This window comes from Bacteroidales bacterium (genome assembly GCA_016709865.1).
In the GTDB taxonomy this organism is placed as follows: domain Bacteria; phylum Bacteroidota; class Bacteroidia; order Bacteroidales; family VadinHA17; genus LD21.
This window is the reverse complement of sequence record JADJLX010000006.1, coordinates 278373-297110: the sequence shown is the minus strand read 5'-3', so window position 1 is coordinate 297110 and position 18738 is coordinate 278373. Positions and strand designations below refer to the sequence as shown.

The window sequence follows — 18738 nt, the reverse complement described above, 5'->3', positions numbered from 1 at the left end:
AAAGAGTGAAGACTATTGAAGAAATAAGAGCCGACTTCCCGATTCTCAGCAGGCAGGTCTACAATAAACCTCTTGTCTATTTCGACAATGGAGCAACTACACAGAAACCTAAAAGTGTAATTGATACACTTAATGAAGTGTATACATCTTACAATGCAAATATTCACAGGGGAGTACATTATCTGAGCGACACATCATCAGAGGCTTATGAGAATGCGCGTGAGAAGGTAAGATCCTTCATTAATGCCACTAAAAAAGAGGAGATTGTATTCACATCAGGGACTACCGGATCAATAAACAGTATTGCTTTCTCATTCGGAGAGCGTTACATAAATAAAGGTGATGAAATAGTAATAAGTCATCTGGAACACCATGCAAATATTGTCCCGTGGCAGATGATGTGTAACAGGAAAGGCGCAGTTTTGAGGGTGATTCCTATGAACAGTAATGGCGAAATAAATTTTACTGAGTACCGGAATCTTCTTTCTCCGAAAACAAAGCTGGTATCAGTTACACAGGCATCAAATGCTCTGGGTACACTTCTTCCCGTAAAAGAAATAATAGAGTCTGCACATTCAATGAATATCCCGGTTCTTGTCGACGGAGCGCAGGGGGTACAGCATGGAGTTAACGATATGCAGAAGATGGATTGCGATTTCTATGTTTTCTCCGGGCATAAGATCTATGGTCCTACAGGGATCGGAGTTCTTTACGGTAAGGAGAAATGGCTTTCAGAACTGCCTCCGTATCAGGGCGGAGGAGATATGGTGGATAAAGTAACATTCGAAAAAACAACATATAACGAGCTCCCGTTCAAATTTGAAGCAGGTACAATGAATTATACTGGAGCCATTGGTTTATCTGCTGCTCTGGATTATGTACTTGACATTGGACGAGAGCGGATATCCGTTATGGAAAATGATCTTCTTGTTTATGCAACTGAAAGGTTATCAGCGATAAAAGGACTGACGATATTTGGAAATTCAGACAAAAAAATTTCTACGGTTTCATTCCTGCTTAACGGTATTCACCAGTATGATACTGGTATGATACTTGATAAAATGGGGATAGCTGTACGGACCGGTACCCATTGTGCACAGCCTGTGATGGAATATTACGGTATTGACGGCACTGTAAGAGCATCATTGTGTTTCTATAATACCAAAGGTGAGATTGATTTACTGGCTGATGGGATTGAAAAGGTAAAAAGTATGTTTGCTTAAAAATGGAATATGACGATTAACGAGACACAGGATAAGATAGTTGATGAATTCTCGATGTTCGATGACTGGATGGATAAATACAACCTTCTGATCGATTTAGGTAAGGAACTGCCGGTTGTCGATCCAAAGTACAAGGTTAAGGATTATCTTATTGAAGGCTGTCAGTCGAAAGTCTGGCTGCATCCTGAGTATAAGAACAATATAATTTCTTTTACTGCTGATAGTGATGCTATTATTACCAGGGGGATTGTTGCGCTTCTTATTAAAGTACTTTCTAACCGTACACCCGAGGAAATTTTGTCTGCCGATCTCTACTTTATTGAAAAGATAGGATTGAGACAGAATCTTTCACCTACACGCTCAAACGGACTGCTATCAATGGTACGTCAGATTAAACTTTATGCGATGGCATATAATGCAATAAAGAAATAGAAAATTAAAAACTTAAAATATGGATCCGGCAGAACAACTCGAAATTGAAACCAGGATAGGAGGGGTCCTCAGAAGTATCTACGATCCCGAGATCCCCGTAAATATTTACGATCTCGGACTTATCTATGAGATTAATGTGGATGATGATCATGTCGCTCATATTACTATGACCCTTACGGCTCCTAATTGTCCTATGGCTGAGGAACTTGTAGAGGAAGTAAAGTATAAGGTAGGCGGCACAAAAGGAGTTAAGGATTGTGATCTGAAGCTTACTTTCAACCCGCCATGGGACAAAAGTATGCTCAGCGAAGAGGCAAAATTAGAGCTGGGATTTCTTTAGTTATTTTGTCATATGGGCTCCAGGGCAGATAAAAATATCTCTGTGCTTATAAAGAAGAAAGCTATCGAACTGGGCTTCGATATCTGTGGCATCGCTGCATCACGGCCACTTGTTGAACGTGAAGAGGTATTAAAAAACTGGTGTTCTGCAGGCATGAACGACTGCATGAATTACCTCTCAAGGGATTTTGAAAAACGCATAAATCCGGAGTCCCTGGTTCCCGGTGCAAAATCACTGATAGTTACAGGTCTAAGTTATTATACTGATAATAAGCAGAAAAACCCTGACGTTCCCCTCCTTTCCAGATATGCTTATGGTGAAAGTTACCATACAGTAATAGGCAGAAAACTGGAAAAGCTGTATTCTTATGTACAAACACTTTATCCAGAGGCGGAGGGACGTGCATTTGTCGACTCGGCACCACTTCTCGAAAAGGCCTGGGCAGTAGAGGCAGGTTTGGGCTGGCAGGGAAAGCACTCAATCGTAATAAATAAAGAGATAGGATCATTCTTTTTATAGGTTCACTGATCCTCAATGTCGAACTTGATTATGATAGCCCTTTTACCCGGGAGTTATGCGGGGAGTGCACATATTGTATTGATATGTGTCCTACCGGAGCAATAAATGAAAACCGTACTATTGATGCCAGGAAATGCATAGCCAATCTGACTATCGAAAACAGGGGTCCTATTCCTGAAGAATTTATTCCAGGTGTCGGTTCCAGGGTATATGGATGTGACAAATGCCAGGAGGTTTGTCCATGGAATAAAGACATAAAACCTCATCATACTCCTGAATTTAATCTTCCGGAGGAAGTAGAAAACATGACAAAGGAAGAATGGCTGAATCTCACAAAGGATAAATTCAGCAGACTTTTCAAAGGAACCGCGCTTGAAAGAAGAAAGTATGAGCCATTCATGCGAAATGTAACAGATGTTACAAAATCTACACAATAATCCTTTGTGTTCTTTGCGCCTGCTTTGCGTCATCTGCGGTTAAATGTTTTTTTTCTTTTTACCTTGGTATTATTATTACGTCTTAATAATACAATAACAAACTATTTTGACAGATCTCAAAATTATAGAAGAGTGCCGCAGTGGAAATCTTGAAAATTTCCGGAAACTGGTTCAGATGACTTCCCCGTTTGCTTTTTCAGTTGCTTTCAGGATGCTTGGAGATGAAGATCAGGCTAAAGATATTGTTCAGGAAACAATGGTTACAATCTGGCAAAAACTTAATAAGATTAAGTCAGCAGAAGCCTACAAGACATGGATCTACAGGATTGTTATAAACAAATGCTATGATCAGATGAGAAAGAAGAAAGCCAACCCTGAATTTTCCGCTGATGAAAACACATGGAGATTAATTTCAGACAGAATATCTGTGGAGCCTTCTGCTGAACTTGAAAACAGTGAGACGGCTATGATAATAAAGGTTCTGACAAACAAGCTGAGTCCAAAACAAAAAGCTGTTTTTGTGTTATCAGATCTGGAGCAGATGTCGCAGGATGAAATATCTGAAATCACGGGTATCAGCAAATCAGGAATCAAAGCGAATCTGCATTATGCAAGGAAAAGTATCTCTGTAATGGTGGAAAAATATTTATAGCTATGGAAAAGAATAGTGAAAAAACCGACAGGATAATAAACACTTTGAGAGCCTCAAAGCCCATTCTGGATTCTGCATCTGATATTGAAAGGGAGGTTATTAAGAAAATCTCACAAAAGAACAGGTCCGAAACAGTACTTTCAGATATTACTGATTTTCTGTTTGGCTGGGTATATATTGGCTGGGTACGAAGGAGCCTCATAACAGCTTCAGTATTTCTTGTTGCATTTTTCGTCTGGCAGCAGGGTACAATAATAAAACAGATTAATTACCTCAGTTCACAGCCGGTTATGATTGAAAGTGAGAGCAGATCGTTTCAGACCGGGTTCTCGGGTAATAAAGTAATGTTACTAAAGCTCTTTGGTAACAGACTGCCTTCACAAAATGTAACAATTTCAAAAGAACAGATGGACACTCTGCTTGAGTCGGTCAATGATTTGCAGACCAGGTACAGGGATCTTATTAATCTTATAGAAGAAGATCCTGAGCTGAAGACATATCTCGAGAATAAAATGAAAGAAATGAACATGACAAAAATTAAATTATAAAGCTATGAAAAGAGAAAAGTTTAAACTCATAATAATGATTTTGCTGATGTTTGTCGTCTCCTGCGACGAACCGGAAACTATCGTCACCAATATCGTCCATGCTGACGGAACCATTACCAGAATGATTGAGATGCGAAGCCCTAACAATAATTCTGCAGACCGGTTTAAACAGTCAGATTTGCAGGTGCCGTTTGACGATTCCTGGACTATTAAGGATTCTCTTGAAGTCAGCCCCAAAGGGGATACTGTTTGGGTGAAAAGAGCCGAAAAACTATTCCTTTCAGCTGATGAAATCAATATGACTTACCGGAAGGATTCAGGTGCAAATAAAAATATTTCTAGAAATTCAGTATTTGAAAAGAGGTTCAGGTGGTTCAATACCGTATACAGATTCGCCGAGAAAATTGATAAAAAAATGGAATTCGGCTACCCAATATCCGATTTTCTTAATAAGGAGGAACTAATATTCTTTTATTCGCCTGAGAGTATAAAAGAAGTTTATCAGAACGGTCCTGACAGTACAAAATTCCGCTCATTCGGGGATGTACAGGATTCTGTAACAGACAAATGGCTGACAAAAAGCCTTGTTTCAGAATGGATTGGGAAGTTTTCAAACCTCACCAAAACTGAAGCATCAGAGGACTTGTCATTTCAGTCTTTGAAAGCAAGGGAAGATGATTTTGTGAATACACTTACCCGGAATGAGAAAAACTTTGACAGTTTATGGACAAACGGGATTATTCTGAGAGAGATGATAGGGGAGCAACACGCCCTGAAATTCAAAACGGAGGCTGACTCGGCAATAAATATGGTTACAAATAATTTGTTACTTGACTTTAAGGAGTATTCTGTCAGGATTGTTATGCCGGGGAAACTGATAAGTACAAATGGTTATAAAGACAGCAGTTCGATACTGCTCTGGCCGGTAAAATCTGATTATTTTCTGACAGAGCCGTACGAGATGTGGGCAGAATCGAAGGTTACCAACATATGGGCCTGGATAATCTCCGGTTTATTTGTTCTTTTTGTGTTTACAGGTTTGGTATTTAGAATAAAAAAGAAAGGCTGAATTTCTCAGCCTTATCTTAAACCCAATCAACCTAAAAGTCTAATTACCTAACTAACAAATAATTAGTATCTTCAATATTTTTATCTTACATAATCTTTTAACATAAGCATCAGTTTCTGACGTGTAAAGAAAATTCTGCTTTTAACTGTTCCGATTTTCAATCCGAGTTCATCAGCTATCTCCTTGTACTTGTAACCTTCAATATGCATTCTGAATGGGATTCTGAACTCGTCACTAAGTGATTCGATCGCCATCTCAATCTCGCCCTCGGAATATTTCGATTCAGGTGAAATAAAACCTTTGTCCTGAGGCTGGTTGATATAATAAAGATCCTGTGTTCCGTCTATTATTGTGTTTTCTTTTACATTTCTCCTGTAGTTATTAATGAAGGTATTCTTCATAATTGTAAAAACCCAGGCTTTAAGATTTGTATAATCGACGAATTTATCTTTATATGTAATAGCCTTAAGATACGTATCCTGTACAAGGTCAAGAGCTGTATCGCGATCAGATGTCAGGCTCATCGCAAATCTGTGAAGATTTGTTTTCATTTCGATGAGGTTATTATTGAATTCATACTGTGTCATGGCTCTTTTGTTTTTATTTTGCTCAACAAATTTATTACTATAAATAAAGATAAGCAAATCTTAATATCCTAATATCGTTATATTCTAACCGGATTATAAATAAGCATAAGGTGTAAAAACATGAGAGACAATAGCATAACGTTAATATGACTAAATTTGTTTTAAATAGAGAAATCGGTGTTTTTGGTAGAATTTTAACAAAATTGCTTAATCCCCAGTCCAGCTAAGCGAAGTCTCCAGACTTCGCTTTATCTGAATTGCACTCTCCAGACTGCATTGTATTAGCGGCGAAGTCAGAGACTTCGCCGGGCACCCGGGGAAAGATCACCATGATATTAATTCAGATCTGTTATAAATTATTGCCCCAACTTTTGTACTTTTAAACAAAAAACAGTATGGATTTTAACATTAAGCTTAAGAGTGGCCTTAATTTAAAGGGGATGATCCATAGTCCGGGTGACAACATTAAAGCTGTGGTTATCCTTGTTCATGGTCTTGGTGAACATATACAAAGATATGATCATTGGGCCGATCTTTTCAGGAAAGAGGGAATCGGATTTGCAGGAGTTGACCTTCCCGGTCATGGACGTTCCGATGGCCGCAGGGGTAATATCAGAAGTTATGCTGTACTCGGTGAGATGCTTGATATTTTAGTAAAGACCACACTAAAAACATTTCCCGGAATACCTGTATATATATATGGTCATAGTCTGGGCGGAGGAATAGTACTCGACTACCTTATCCGCAGGAACCCAAAGCTTAAAGGGGCTATTGTTACATCACCATGGCTCAGGCTATCCTTCGAGCCTCCGAAGATCAAGGTTGCCATGGCAGGCGTAATGAAGTATATTCTTCCGGGTCTGATACAGTCGTCAGGATTAAATGTTAATCACATTTCGCACGACCAGGATGTGGTTGAAAAGTATAAAAATGATCCTCTTGTTCACGGGAAAATATCTGTAAGCCTTTTCGACGGAGCGATGAGTGCTGCGAAAAATTCACTTGCTAACGCTTCAGAACTGAAAGTGCCTACTCTGCTGATGCATGGAAGTGATGATCAGCTCTGTTCTCCTGACGGAAGCAGGGAATTTGCTTCAAAGAACAGCAAGGTGGAACTGAAAATCTGGGACGGAGGTTATCACGAATTACATAACGAGCCTTTTAAGGAAGAGGTGTTTAAATACATTATTAATTGGATCAATAAGAAATGAGATTTCGGATTTCGGATTTTCGATTTCGGATTAAAAGCAATCCGCAATCCGCAATCCGCAATCCGAAATTCCTACAATGGAACTCAGAACCAAAATAAATATAACCCCTTCTCCCCGAAAGATCACTTACAATGATGGAGTGATGTTCATTGGTTCATGCTTTGCCTCTTCAATAGGATCGAGGCTTGAAATGGGTAAGATTCCTGTTATGATCAATCCGTCAGGTACTGTATATAACCCTGTTTCAGTTTGTAATACGCTTGATACAATAACATCAGGAAGAGAATTGTCGCAGAGTGACCTCTATAATTATAAAGGTACCTGGCTGAGTTTTAATCACTATACAGATTTTTCTTCTGATGATCCTTTGTTTGTTCTGGAGAAAATCAATTCAAGATCAAAAACCGCCCTTTCATTCCTTGAAAATGCAGGTTTCCTTTTTATTACATTAGGTACTGCCAGAGTATTCCGGCTGAAGGAGACAGGGCAAATAGTATCAAATTGTCATAAGATTCCTGCTTCATATTTTGAACCTGAAATACTGACTGTTGATGAAATTGTTGCATTATGGACCGGTCAGCTGGAAAAGCTTCAGAGACTTTTCCCAAATTTAAAAGTAATCTTTACAATAAGTCCTGTAAGGCACTGGAAAGACGGAGCCCATGGCAATCAGGTGAGTAAATCGGTATTGTTTCTTGCAGTGGAAAAGTTGCTTGGACATCCTTCGGCTCCGGCCTACTTTCCTGCCTATGAGATTGTTATGGACGAATTGCGCGATTACCGGTTTTACAGCGACGACATGCTTCATCCATCTTCTCTTGCAATAGACTATATCTGGGAGTATTTCTCAGGCAGTTACCTGGATAAGTATACTCTTGATCTGTATAATGAAGTATTGAAAATAGGAAAGGCAACTACCCACCGGATATCTAAGAACTCAGGTGCAAGTATTAAAGATTTTGTTTCCGGCATGCAGAAAAAGATCTCTGATATTGAATCAAAGGCACCTGAAATAGACTTCTCTGTTGAGAAAAAATATTTTCAGGATCTCTTAGGTATTTAAAACATTTCAATGGTTCAGTCGAACATTTTGTCTGAATATTTTGTTTCAGGATAAACTTTAATAAAAATGAGAGGCAAAATATTTCTTTTAACTATTACATTATTTATATCACTTTCTCTTTCAGCCCAGCAAAATACAGGAGTAATTAAGGGACGAGTGTATAATACAAAGACAAATGAGGGTGTCCCTTTTGCTACTGTTCAGATCTGGGGGACCACTATCGGGGCAGTAACAGATTTTGATGGAAATTTCTTATTTACAGGAATAAAACCGGGGTTCGCTGAACTAAGGGTTTCCTCAATAGGTTTTAATCCTTTTATATCAAGTGCTGTTATGGTTACAAACAGTAACCAGGTCAACCTTGAGATCCCGCTTGAAGAATCTGAAATCAGCATAGGAGAGGTGGTCATAAAGGCATCACCTTTTACAAAAAAAATTGAGACCCCTGTTTCAGTGAGGATCATAGGCATTGATGAAATAGAGAAAAATCCGGGTGGAAACCGTGACATTTCAAAGGTAATTCAGTCATTTCCCGGTGTCGCTTCAACACCTGCTTTCAGAAACGATGTCATTATCAGAGGCGGCGGTCCGAATGAAAACAGGTTTTATATCGATAATGTTGAGATCCCATATCTTAATCACTTTTCAACCCAGGGCGCTTCAGGAGGTCCGGTCGGCATCTTAAATGTGGATTTTGTTCAGTCGGTAGACTTTCTTTCAGGGGCATTTCCTGCTTCTAAAGGAAATGCACTGAGTTCAATACTCAACTTTACCTTTGTTGACGGGAACAAAGACAAGATGAAGTACAGGGCGACTTTGGGAGCCTCTGACCTGGGGCTTACGATTGATGGTCCGACAGGAAAAAACAGTTCTCTCCTTATGTCAGTCAGAAGATCATATCTTCAGTTTCTCTTCAGTGCCCTGGAACTCCCTTTCCTTCCTACATATACCGACTTTCAGCTAAAATACAAGGTAAGGCTCGATCCGAAGAATGAGCTGACTGTCATAGGTCTGGGCGCAAAAGATGACTTCAGGCTGAACCTTGAAGCCAATGAAACAGAATACCAGCGCTTTATCCTCGATTACATACCCGTTCAGGAACAGTACTCTTATGTTACTGGTCTGGTCTACAAACATTACAGGGACAATGGTTTTGATACATGGGTACTCAGCCGTAATTATTTAAACAACTCACAATCAAAATATCTGAATAATATTGAAGCAGACACAAACAGGACACTTGACTACCTGTCGGGTGAAGGAGAAATAAAAGCCCGTTATGAAAGAACGATTCTGGGGAAAAACGGATTCAGGTTGAGTTATGGAGCAGGTTATGAATATGCGCATTACAGAAACTCAACATTCAGACGGATCTATTTTGGCGGTATGCAAAACGATATTATGTATGATACTAATCTGAAACTGGGTAAGTATGGTGCATTCGGACAGGTTAGCAGATCATTTCTTGATCAGAAGCTGAGCCTTTCATTTGGTTTAAGGAGTGATGCAAATTCATACTCATCTGCGATGTCTAATCCTTTAAATCAGTTATCGCCCAGATTATCAGCCACCTATCGGCTGGGAGAAAAGCTTAATCTGAATTTCAGCACTGGTCGTTATTATCAGCTCCCGCCGTATACAGCGATGGGTTATTCAAACAGTGCAGGTGTCTTTATTAATAAACAAAACAACCTTAAATATATTGCTGCGGATCATTTCGTGGCAGGATTGGAATTAATCCCGGAGGAGAGTGTTCAGCTTACTATTGAGGGCTTTTATAAGAATTATTCACGTTATCCTTTCTCGGTAAGAGATTCAGTTCCGTTGTCAAGCAAAGCAGCTGATTATGGAATATTCGGTGATGAAGAGCTGGTCTCAACCTCCAGGGGAAGAGCTTATGGTCTGGAGTTTTTAGCCAGGCTTAAAGAGTTTAAAAAGACCAATCTGGTTTTCTCTTATACCTTTGTAAGGAGTGAATTCAGGGGGCTTGATTCGGAGATGATCCCATCATCATGGGATAACAAGCACCTTATCAATATGACAACAACGAGGAAATTCAACCGCAACTGGGATATTGGGTTGAAATGGAGATTTGTCGGCGGAGCACCTTATACTCTTTATGATCTTGAGAAATCATCTTACAAAGCTGCGTGGGATCTGCAGGGGCAGGGTTATCTGAATTATTCTCAGTTCAATTCTCAGAGGCTTAAGGCATTTCATCAGCTTGATATCAGAGTTGACAAACAGTATTTTTATACCGGATGGTCACTCATGCTTTATGCTGATATTCAGAATCTTTATAATCACAAGGCAGATCAGCCTGCTATTCTGATAAGGGAATCAGACAGCAACAAGCTTCCTGTAACTGATCCTGCCAATCCGTTGAAATACAGTCTGAAGTATCTCGATAATGAGTCAGGAACTGTGCTTCCTACAATAGGAATTATTATTGAATTTTAAGTCGTAACGATATGACAAGAACTATTATATTATTAATGCTGTTAGTCGCCGGAGGTTGCTCTTCAGGTATAATGAAAAACAAAGATGCCGCACCTGAGCAAATGTCAGTATTGACTACAAACCAGGGCGGGAGAGGTCCTGAGCTTATTGTTGAATTCTATAAAGGAAAATCATTTTACTATCCTCTGATGGCTGTCTGGCTTGAAGACCAGTCGGGTAAATATATCCAGTCGCTTTACGTGCCGCCGGCAGTTGCAACAGGAGTTTTCAGGTATGGCAAACAGGAGAATGGCAATTGGGTTCCGGCATCTAAAAGGGCTCCCCAGACTTTACCATACTGGGCACATAAACGGGGAGTTATTGCATCTGATGGTCTTTATATGCCTGAGAAGGGAAGTGAAGTGCCTGATGCTTACTCGGGCGCCACACCTGTTCAGAGTTTTGTTTTAAATACCCGCGCTGATAAAGATTTACCGGCAGTTTATAAGGTATTACTTGAAGTAAACCAGAATTGGGACTGGAATGAGTTCTGGACCAATGATAAATATCCTGATGACGAAAACTATAAGATGTCATGCCAGCCCGCAGTAGTTTATGAAGCTGTGATTACCCCCAGCAGCAAGGATGGAGTGTGGTCAATGAAACCGATAGGTCATAGCCATTATTCAGGGAAAAGCGGTGAACTATTCCCTGATTTGAACACTCTCACTACTGCACTTAGTATTGCAGACTCAATAATTGTAAGAGTAAAGTAAATTAACGGAGAGATTCGACAACCTTAATAAATTGTGAGGGATCTTTTGTAAGGGTAAGTTTATCGTAAGTTTTCTTTGTGAACTCCTCCGGAAAATCGGTAAGAATTATTCTTTTCAGCATAAGTGATTTACCTATACTTGTGAAATAGCCGATTTTCTTGTCGGCAAAGTCAAAGGCACTGGAATTCACAACCAGGTATTCAAAAGCTTTTATTTTATACATTTCAACTACCTCTGATGAAGGAAGTATTCCTCCGGGGAATATTACATCGTAACCTCTTTTCTTAAGAACGTACTTGTAAAACAGGAAGTTATTATCAGTAAGGTTGTCGGAAGTATTTATCATCGCAACTGAAGACCCGGATTTAGCCGCAGCCGGTTTCAGCAGATTATCTTCGATGATTATAAGCTGCTTAATAGTATTCCTGACAAATTGTTCCTGGGCTCTTGAGAGGCTGCCTGTCTGCCAGAGAATCCTTGATTTTTCCAGGAGCGGGGAAAGGTATTTTGCATAAGCTTCCTCGATACCCTGAAAGCGGATAAAGGGAAGAAGTGCTTCCTTAAATAGTGTTTCGTTAAAACGGATAGCCGACATGAGAATTTTTCCGGGTTGGAAATTCTGATCCAGATCGTCATTCTTGCTGCTGACATTCATGACCTGCTGGGTAAGTTTGTCATCATCAAGCTTAGCTATCTTCGATATCTTCAGTCCATTGCGGTTCAGATAAGCTACATTAAGAATCTTCTTAAGTTCCGCTTCACTGTAAGTCCTTATATTCGAATCTGTTCTGTCTGGCTCAAGTATCTTGTATCTCTTTTCCCAAATTCTGATTGTATGTGCTTTTATACCAGAAAAGTTCTCAAGATCCTTTATAGAAAACACATTAAGTCCTTCTTCCATAGCTATGCATTAAAAAGTTTGGACAATTGTTTATAACTGTAATAAAATAAACAATCATTAAGCAGGTTTGTTTAATGTCCGTTTTTTAGATAATACCTTATTGATTGATTTTGACGAGACTTTTCGCAAAAATGCTCAACAAGCAACTAAAAATAGTAATATTATTCTATTCAGATTCTTCTACCATTATTTTTTTTACCACCCTTATGCCATCACCAAACATGATGGTTACCAGGTACATTCCTCTTTTTGGATTTTCAAGAGGGATTCTTACCAGCTGAACAGGATTATTAAACTGGATTCTGTAGATATCCTGTCCGATAATATTAGTTACCCTTATAAGTGAGATATCCCTGTCAGTTCTGATGGTAAAACTGTTTTCCCTTACCGGAACCGGATAAATGCTGATATTTATGTTTGCTGCCTCTGAAGACTTGTTTCTTTGTGGTTCAATTCCGGCAATACTGGTACTATCCTTCTGTGCCTGAAGATTTAACGAAATTATTATTAAGAAGAGAAAGAGTAAACTTTTCTTCATAAGTGCCTTTTTATTGATGTGCTGCAAAAACTATGCAAAAGTATAACATATTATTAACTAAATTGTTTTAAAAGCTCTTTAGCGCGTTCCAGATCGTCGGGAGTATCGATTCCAACGCTCTCCCAACTGGTAACTGCAGTCCTGATCCTGAATCCGTTTTCAATCCATCTGTTCTGTTCCAGAGATTCAGCAATTTCTAGGGGACTGCGCGGAAGTAATGTAATCTTTTTAAGCACATCGGTGCGGTACGCATACAGGCCTATGTGCTTATAATAGACATGTTTGTGCGACCACTCCTTCTGATCAGCATCTCTGAACCAGGGAATTGCTGCCCGGCTGAAATAGATTGCATCACCCTTAGTGTTTATTATGACTTTGGGCTGATTAGGATTAAAGATATCTTCGCCGCTTTCAGCTTTTCTGATAAGTGTGGCTATTTCAACAGCCTTATCGCTGAAGCAATCCTTTAGAAGATCTATCTGTTCAGGTCTGATAAATGGTTCATCACCCTGAATATTGACGGCAATATCTATTTTAGTTCCCGTTTCTTCAACTATATGCAGAACAGCTTCCGCGATACGATCAGTCCCGCTCTGATGCTCAGTAGATGTCATAACTGCTTTCCCCCCGAATTCCAGAACAGCATTGAATATTCTTTTGTCATCGGTTGCTACATAAACGAGGTCAAGTGATTTCGAAGCCTGTTCATAGACCCTTTGTATCATTGTCCTGTTTCCTACCAGGGCAAGTGGTTTCCCCGGAAACCTTGATGAGGCATATCTGGCAGGTATTATCCCGGCAAACTGATACTGCTTATAATCTTTCATATTGCGAAATTACACAAAATGCATTTCCCAATGTTTTAAAAAAACGTTAAATTCGCACCATTGTTAAATAAGGAGATGAAAGATCTGCAGAATATTAAGCAAAGATTTGGGATAATCGGGAATTTCGAGGGACTTAACCGGGCTATTGATATAGCTGTTCAGGTTGCACCTACAGATCTCTCTGTTCTTATATCCGGAGAGAGTGGTACGGGGAAAGAGATCTTTCCGCAGGTAATACATAGTCATAGTACCCGCAAGCATGGGCAGTACATAGCTGTGAACTGTGGTGCAATTCCTGAAGGAACAATTGACTCAGAGCTGTTTGGTCATGAAAAGGGATCTTTTACCGGTGCGTCGGAAAGCAGGAAAGGTTATTTTGAAGTAGCCGACGGAGGGACGATTTTTCTTGATGAGGTGGCTGAACTGCCTCTGTCGACCCAGGTCCGTTTGTTAAGGGTGCTTGAAACAGGTGAATTTATACGGGTTGGATCATCTAAAGTACAGAAAACAAATGTCAGGGTAATAGCCGCTAGTAACGTAGATGTCCCCAATGCCATCGATAACGGGAAATTCCGCGAAGACCTGTTTTACAGACTGAATACGGTCCCTATAAAAGTACCTGCACTGAGAGAGCGGGGTGAAGATATCTTTCTGCTTTTCAGAAAATTTGCAGTTGATTTTGCCGAAAAGTACCGTATGCCTGCAATACGTCTTGATTCTGAATCAAAAAATATCCTTCTGGCATATTCATGGCCCGGAAACGTACGACAGTTGAAAAACATTACTGAGCAGATATCGATAATAGAAAAAGAGCGGGAGATAACTGCGACAGTGCTAAGCACTTATCTTCCTGAATATGGTGGAATAAAACTCCCTGCAGTTATAAACAGGGAAAGTGAGAAATCATTTTCATCCGAACGCGAGATCCTGTATAAGATCCTTTTCGACATGAAAAGTGATATGAATGATCTAAAGAAACTAGTATTTGACCTTATAAGAAAAGGTGAAGTTGACCTTACGTTTCATGATTCAAATTCAAGAGTAATAAAAAATCTGTTCAGAGAGGCTAATAATGAAGAACAGGTTCATAGTGAGAATGATACTTCGACGGTTGAGTTTCAATCTCACCAGGCACGGAATGATATACAGGACACTGAGGAGATTATTGAGGAGTCGCTCTCACTTTCCGATAAGGAGATTGAGATGATAAAAAAAGCTCTTGAAAAATACAATGGTAAGAGGAAAATGGCTGCCAATGAACTTGGTATTTCTGAACGGACCCTATACAGAAAGATTAAAGAATATGGAATTGAATCATAGCACCAGGATGAATCTCCTGAACCGGACTATAATTCTGCTGATAATCAGCGGAAGTGTCATAATTGCCGGTTGTAAAATTTCATATTCCTTCTCGGGAGCCAGCATTTCCCCTGCAGTTAAGACTTTTAGCGTACAATACTTTCAGAACAGGGCATCACTTGTACAGCCCGGTTTAAGTCAGCTTATTACAAATACCCTGATTGACAAGTGCCGGTCACAAACCAACCTTAACTACTTAAATGGAATTGGTGATGCCAACTTTGAAGGAGAAATAACCGATTATAATACCAAACCATATACAGTTGCAGCTGATGCCAGAGCTGCATCCAACAGGTTTACAATAACTGTAAAGGTAAAATTTACAAATGTTATTGATCCTGATCTCAGTTTTGATCAGTCATTCTCAAGATATGAGGACTATGACAGTAACCTCGACCTTAGTCAGGTTGAAGGTGACCTTTCAGAAAAAATAGTTGAGGCTATAGTTGAGGATATCTTCAACCAGGCCTTCGTAAACTGGTAGCTGTAATGAACAGGAGCGACTTTATAAATATGATGTTAGAAACAGGAACGCTAAGCCGGCAATCGTTAGGTGAGGTTTACGAGCTTGTTGATATTTTCCCGTATTTTCAAAGTGCTCACCTTCTTTTGCTTAAAGGGCTTCACGATAATGCCGATGTAAAGTTTGAGAGTCAGTTAAAAAATTCTGCAATACATATTGCCGACAGAGAGGTGCTCTATTACCTTCTTGCTGAAAAACCTGTTGAGGTGGTTGAACCACCAAAAGAAATAATTGAAGCACGTATACCTGAACCTGCGGAAGCTTCCGAAACAGAACAGACAGTTATTGAGTCTGCCAGGAACAGCATTGAGCTGATATCTGAATTTGAACGTATAACCGACATGCCTCAGAATCAGGATGATCAGGATCAGGAGGAGGAGAGTATTTTTTATATGGATCCCGGTTTTTCACTGTCTGAACAGGATGATCTTCTTGAGCTCGATCTTGACATCAATAAAAAATATGATGAAGATGATAATGCTATTGAGGCTGAAGTTAAAACAGTATTAGAAAAGCCGTCCGGAAAACAGCTTCAGGCAGATCTCATAGACAGGTTTATTATTGCAAATCCGCGTATCGAACCAAACAGGGAAAAAACAAATGTGCCTGTTGAAGATATTTCAAAACCTTATACAGAAGAAAAAGGTGGCTTTGTAACTGAAACACTGGCAAGAATTTATGTCAGTCAGGGCTATTACTCAAAGGCAATTGATATTTATGAAAAATTAAGTTTGAAATTTCCGGAAAAAAGCAGTTACTTTGCGTCTCAAATTGAAAAAGTTAAAGAGCATATAAAAAATTGAACAGATGGGAATTTATATTTTTGTTTCAGTATTGGTAATTGTAGCCTGCTTTCTTCAGATCCTGATCGTTCTTGTTCAGAACTCAAAAGGTGGAGGACTGGCTGCTAATTTCACATCAGCAGGACAATCAATGGGAATCCGTAAAACAGCTGACTTCCTTGAAAAATCAACATGGACTCTGGCAGGAGCGATTCTGATTCTCTGTGTTGTAGCAACTGCAACGATTCCACGCGGAGAGGGTGCAGGAAAATCAAGAATCGAGAGTCAGATTCAGAATGCTGTTGACCCTAATGCAATTCCAACACTTCCTACCGCTGTTCCTCCGGCAACAAATCCAACTCCTGCTCCGGGCCAGCAGACACCAGGAAACTAGAACTTATTTTATTGAAATATTTAAAAAAAGTGTCAGTTTGTCACATACTGACACTTTTTTATTTTAATAGAATACAAAATGGCACTATTTTCAATTTGGCATAGAATATGCTTAAGTAGGAAGTCGGAAATTGATGTTTAACTTTAAAACTATATAAAATGGCACAATTAAAAGGAAAAATTTTAGCAGGTAAGGTTCTTGTGAAACCGAATGAAGCTGAAGAAAAAACTGCAAGTGGTATTATTATCCCGGATTCCGCAAAGGAAAAACCCCGTCAGGGAAAAGTTGTTCTGGTAGGTGCAGCAAAAAAAGATGAAGAGATGGAAGTAAAGAAGGGCGATGTCGTTCTTTACGGAAAGTATGCTGGTCAGGAGCTTTCAATCGACGGTGAAGACTATCTTTTAGTTTCTCAGACAGATATCCTTTTTATAGCTTAATTTTCAGATAACAAATATAAATTTTAATGATATGGCAAAAGAGATTAAATTCAATATTGATGCACGCGCCCTCCTTAAGGAAGGTGTTGATCAGTTAGCTGATGCAGTTAAAGTGACACTCGGTCCAAAAGGCCGTCACGTAGTTCTTGAGAAAAAATATGGTGCTCCCCAGATAACAAAAGACGGTGTTACCGTTGCAAAAGATATAGAGCTTGCCGATGCATACCAGAACATGGGTGCCCAGATGGTTAAAGAGGTTGCTTCCAAGACAGGAGATATTGCCGGTGACGGAACAACTACTGCTACAGTACTTGCCCAGGCTATTATTAATGTAGGTCTGAAAAACATTACTGCAGGTGCAAATCCTATGGATGTTAAAAGAGGTATTGACAAGGCAGTTGAGAAAGTTGTTAAACATCTTGCAGGTCAGGCTAAAGTTGTTGGTGATGACCTTAAGAAAATCGAACAGGTAGCAAGAATATCTGCGAACGACGATGAGGAAATAGGAAGACTTATCGCAGAAGCTATGGGTAAAGTTCACAAAGAAGGTGTTATAACTGTTGAAGAGTCAAAAGGAACCACAACATCAGTTGAAGTTGTTGAAGGTATGCAGTTCGACCGTGGTTATATCTCCGCATACTTTGTAACAAACGCTGAGAAAATGGAAGCTGACCTCGAGAATCCTTACATTCTTATTTATGACAAGAAGGTTTCTACTATGAAAGATATGCTTCCTGTTCTTGAAGCTACAGCTCAGACAGGTCGTCCTTTACTTATCATTTCTGAAGATGTTGAAGGCGAAGCACTTGCAACTCTCGTTGTAAACCGTTTACGCGGTTCACTCAGAGTATGTGCTGTTAAAGCTCCCGGATTTGGTGACAGAAGAAAAGAGATGCTTGAGGATATAGCAATTCTTACAGGTGGTACAGTTATTTCAGAAGAAAAAGGTCTGAAACTTGAACATACTACACTTGATATGCTTGGTACTGCTGAAAAAATAACTGTAAGCAAAGAAAATACAACTATTGTCAATGGTGCAGGCGACAAAGATATGATCAAAGCACGCGTTGCCCAGATCAGACAGCAGATGACTACAACTACTTCTGACTATGACAAGGAAAAACTTCAGGAACGTCTTGCAAAACTCGCAGGTGGTGTTGCAGTCCTTTATATTGGTGCTGCTTCTGAAGTTGAGATGAAAGAGAAAAAAGACCGCGTTGATGATTCACTTCATGCAACTCGTGCTGCTATCGAGGAAGGTATTGTCCCTGGTGGCGGTGTTGCTTATATCCGCGCGATTTCTGCTCTTGAAGGTTTCAAAGGCGACAATGAAGATCAGACAGTGGGTATTGAAATAATCAAACGTGCAATCGAAGAACCACTTCGTCAGATAGCGGTTAACGCAGGTAAAGAAGGTGCAGTTGTTGTACAGAATGTTAAAGCAGGTAAAGCTGATTATGGTTATAATGCACAGACAGATGTTTATGAGAAACTCTATGCTGCCGGTGTTATTGACCCAGCTAAAGTTACACGTGTTGCCCTTGAGAATGCTGCTTCAGTTGCCGGAATGTTCCTCACAACAGAAGCTGTTATTGTTGAGTTAAAAGAAGAACATCCTGCTATGCCTCCACAGGGTATGGGCGGCGGTATGGGTGGTATGATGTAAAATTTACTTCATCAA

At 39.7% G+C, this 18738-nt stretch carries 22 protein-coding genes; 18 read left to right on the top strand and 4 right to left on the bottom strand.

All coding sequences use genetic code 11. The features are described from left to right. Positions 1 to 5: 5 nt before the first annotated feature. The 8 genes from IPJ16_17690 (at position 6) to IPJ16_17655 (ending at position 5220) form a co-directional block, all read left to right on the top strand. Positions 6 to 1223: a cysteine desulfurase gene (locus IPJ16_17690; GenBank protein ID MBK7629000.1), complete on the top strand. Its 1218-nt coding sequence runs from the start codon at positions 6 to 8 to the stop codon at positions 1221 to 1223. 9 nt (positions 1224 to 1232) lie between these two features. Then, positions 1233 to 1655: a SufE family protein gene (locus IPJ16_17685; protein ID MBK7628999.1), complete on the top strand. Its 423-nt coding sequence runs from the start codon at positions 1233 to 1235 to the stop codon at positions 1653 to 1655. 19 nt (positions 1656 to 1674) lie between these two features. Further along, on the top strand, positions 1675 to 1995 hold the full coding sequence (locus tag IPJ16_17680; protein ID MBK7628998.1) for a DUF59 domain-containing protein: 321 nt from the start codon (positions 1675 to 1677) through the stop codon (positions 1993 to 1995). 42 nt (positions 1996 to 2037) lie between these two features. Further along, a complete protein-coding gene (locus tag IPJ16_17675) occupies positions 2038 to 2514 on the top strand; it encodes a DUF1730 domain-containing protein (protein MBK7628997.1) in 477 nt (158 codons plus the stop codon). Positions 2515 to 2597: 83 nt separating this feature from the next. Continuing rightward, entirely contained in the window at positions 2598 to 2951 is a 354-nt protein-coding gene (locus IPJ16_17670; GenBank protein MBK7628996.1) for a hypothetical protein, read from the top strand. Positions 2952 to 3057: 106 nt separating this feature from the next. Next, positions 3058 to 3603 carry an RNA polymerase sigma factor gene (locus IPJ16_17665; GenBank protein ID MBK7628995.1) on the top strand — a complete coding sequence of 182 codons (546 nt, stop codon included), beginning with the start codon at positions 3058 to 3060 and terminating at the stop codon, positions 3601 to 3603. A gap of 2 nt (positions 3604 to 3605) precedes the next feature. Continuing rightward, a complete protein-coding gene (locus IPJ16_17660) occupies positions 3606 to 4151 on the top strand; it encodes a hypothetical protein (GenBank protein ID MBK7628994.1) in 546 nt (181 codons plus the stop codon). Positions 4152 to 4155: 4 nt separating this feature from the next. Then, entirely contained in the window at positions 4156 to 5220 is a 1065-nt protein-coding gene (locus IPJ16_17655) for a hypothetical protein (GenBank protein ID MBK7628993.1), read from the top strand. 80 nt (positions 5221 to 5300) lie between these two features. On the opposite strand, the gene IPJ16_17650 is transcribed toward IPJ16_17655, so the two are convergent. After that, positions 5301 to 5807, bottom strand: coding sequence for an RNA polymerase sigma factor (locus IPJ16_17650; GenBank protein MBK7628992.1), 507 nt, complete (start codon positions 5805 to 5807; stop codon positions 5301 to 5303). A 395-nt stretch (positions 5808 to 6202) separates the two neighbouring features. Between IPJ16_17650 and IPJ16_17645 the strand changes: the two genes are divergently transcribed. From IPJ16_17645 to IPJ16_17630, 4 genes are all read left to right on the top strand, one after another. Continuing rightward, positions 6203 to 7018, top strand: a complete 816-nt coding sequence (locus IPJ16_17645) for an alpha/beta hydrolase (GenBank protein ID MBK7628991.1) — start codon at positions 6203 to 6205, stop codon at positions 7016 to 7018. 76 nt (positions 7019 to 7094) lie between these two features. Beyond that, a complete protein-coding gene (locus tag IPJ16_17640) occupies positions 7095 to 8081 on the top strand; it encodes a GSCFA domain-containing protein (GenBank protein MBK7628990.1) in 987 nt (328 codons plus the stop codon). Between the two features lie 66 nt (positions 8082 to 8147). Beyond that, on the top strand, positions 8148 to 10541 hold the full coding sequence (locus tag IPJ16_17635; protein ID MBK7628989.1) for a TonB-dependent receptor: 2394 nt from the start codon (positions 8148 to 8150) through the stop codon (positions 10539 to 10541). Positions 10542 to 10552: 11 nt separating this feature from the next. Beyond that, positions 10553 to 11296 carry a hypothetical protein gene (locus tag IPJ16_17630; protein MBK7628988.1) on the top strand — a complete coding sequence of 248 codons (744 nt, stop codon included), beginning with the start codon at positions 10553 to 10555 and terminating at the stop codon, positions 11294 to 11296. 1 nt (position 11297) lies between these two features. On the opposite strand, the gene IPJ16_17625 is transcribed toward IPJ16_17630, so the two are convergent. The 3 genes from IPJ16_17625 to kdsB form a co-directional block, all read right to left on the bottom strand. Continuing rightward, the gene (locus IPJ16_17625) at positions 11298 to 12197 is read right to left on the bottom strand and encodes a MerR family transcriptional regulator (GenBank protein ID MBK7628987.1); all 900 of its coding nucleotides are present in this window, start codon (positions 12195 to 12197) and stop codon (positions 11298 to 11300) included. A gap of 166 nt (positions 12198 to 12363) precedes the next feature. Then, entirely contained in the window at positions 12364 to 12735 is a 372-nt protein-coding gene (locus IPJ16_17620; GenBank protein ID MBK7628986.1) for a T9SS type A sorting domain-containing protein, read from the bottom strand. A 53-nt stretch (positions 12736 to 12788) separates the two neighbouring features. Then, entirely contained in the window at positions 12789 to 13562 is a 774-nt protein-coding gene (gene kdsB, locus IPJ16_17615) for a 3-deoxy-manno-octulosonate cytidylyltransferase (GenBank protein MBK7628985.1), read from the bottom strand. A 75-nt stretch (positions 13563 to 13637) separates the two neighbouring features. On the opposite strand from kdsB, the gene IPJ16_17610 reads away from it, so the two are divergent. The 6 genes from IPJ16_17610 (at position 13638) to groL (ending at position 18723) form a co-directional block, all read left to right on the top strand. Then, positions 13638 to 14882 (top strand): sigma-54-dependent Fis family transcriptional regulator, encoded by a 1245-nt coding sequence (locus IPJ16_17610; GenBank protein ID MBK7628984.1) that lies wholly within the window; start codon positions 13638 to 13640, stop codon positions 14880 to 14882. Beyond that, positions 14866 to 15405: an LptE family protein gene (locus tag IPJ16_17605; protein ID MBK7628983.1), complete on the top strand. Its 540-nt coding sequence runs from the start codon at positions 14866 to 14868 to the stop codon at positions 15403 to 15405. Before IPJ16_17610 ends, IPJ16_17605 begins: the two co-directional genes overlap by 17 nt. A gap of 5 nt (positions 15406 to 15410) precedes the next feature. After that, on the top strand, positions 15411 to 16247 hold the full coding sequence (locus tag IPJ16_17600) for a hypothetical protein (protein MBK7628982.1): 837 nt from the start codon (positions 15411 to 15413) through the stop codon (positions 16245 to 16247). A gap of 10 nt (positions 16248 to 16257) precedes the next feature. After that, positions 16258 to 16620 (top strand): preprotein translocase subunit SecG, encoded by a 363-nt coding sequence (gene secG, locus IPJ16_17595; GenBank protein MBK7628981.1) that lies wholly within the window; start codon positions 16258 to 16260, stop codon positions 16618 to 16620. A 158-nt stretch (positions 16621 to 16778) separates the two neighbouring features. Beyond that, positions 16779 to 17057 carry a co-chaperone GroES gene (locus IPJ16_17590; GenBank protein ID MBK7628980.1) on the top strand — a complete coding sequence of 93 codons (279 nt, stop codon included), beginning with the start codon at positions 16779 to 16781 and terminating at the stop codon, positions 17055 to 17057. Between the two features lie 31 nt (positions 17058 to 17088). Continuing rightward, entirely contained in the window at positions 17089 to 18723 is a 1635-nt protein-coding gene (gene groL / locus IPJ16_17585; protein MBK7628979.1) for a chaperonin GroEL, read from the top strand. Positions 18724 to 18738 lie beyond the last annotated feature (15 nt).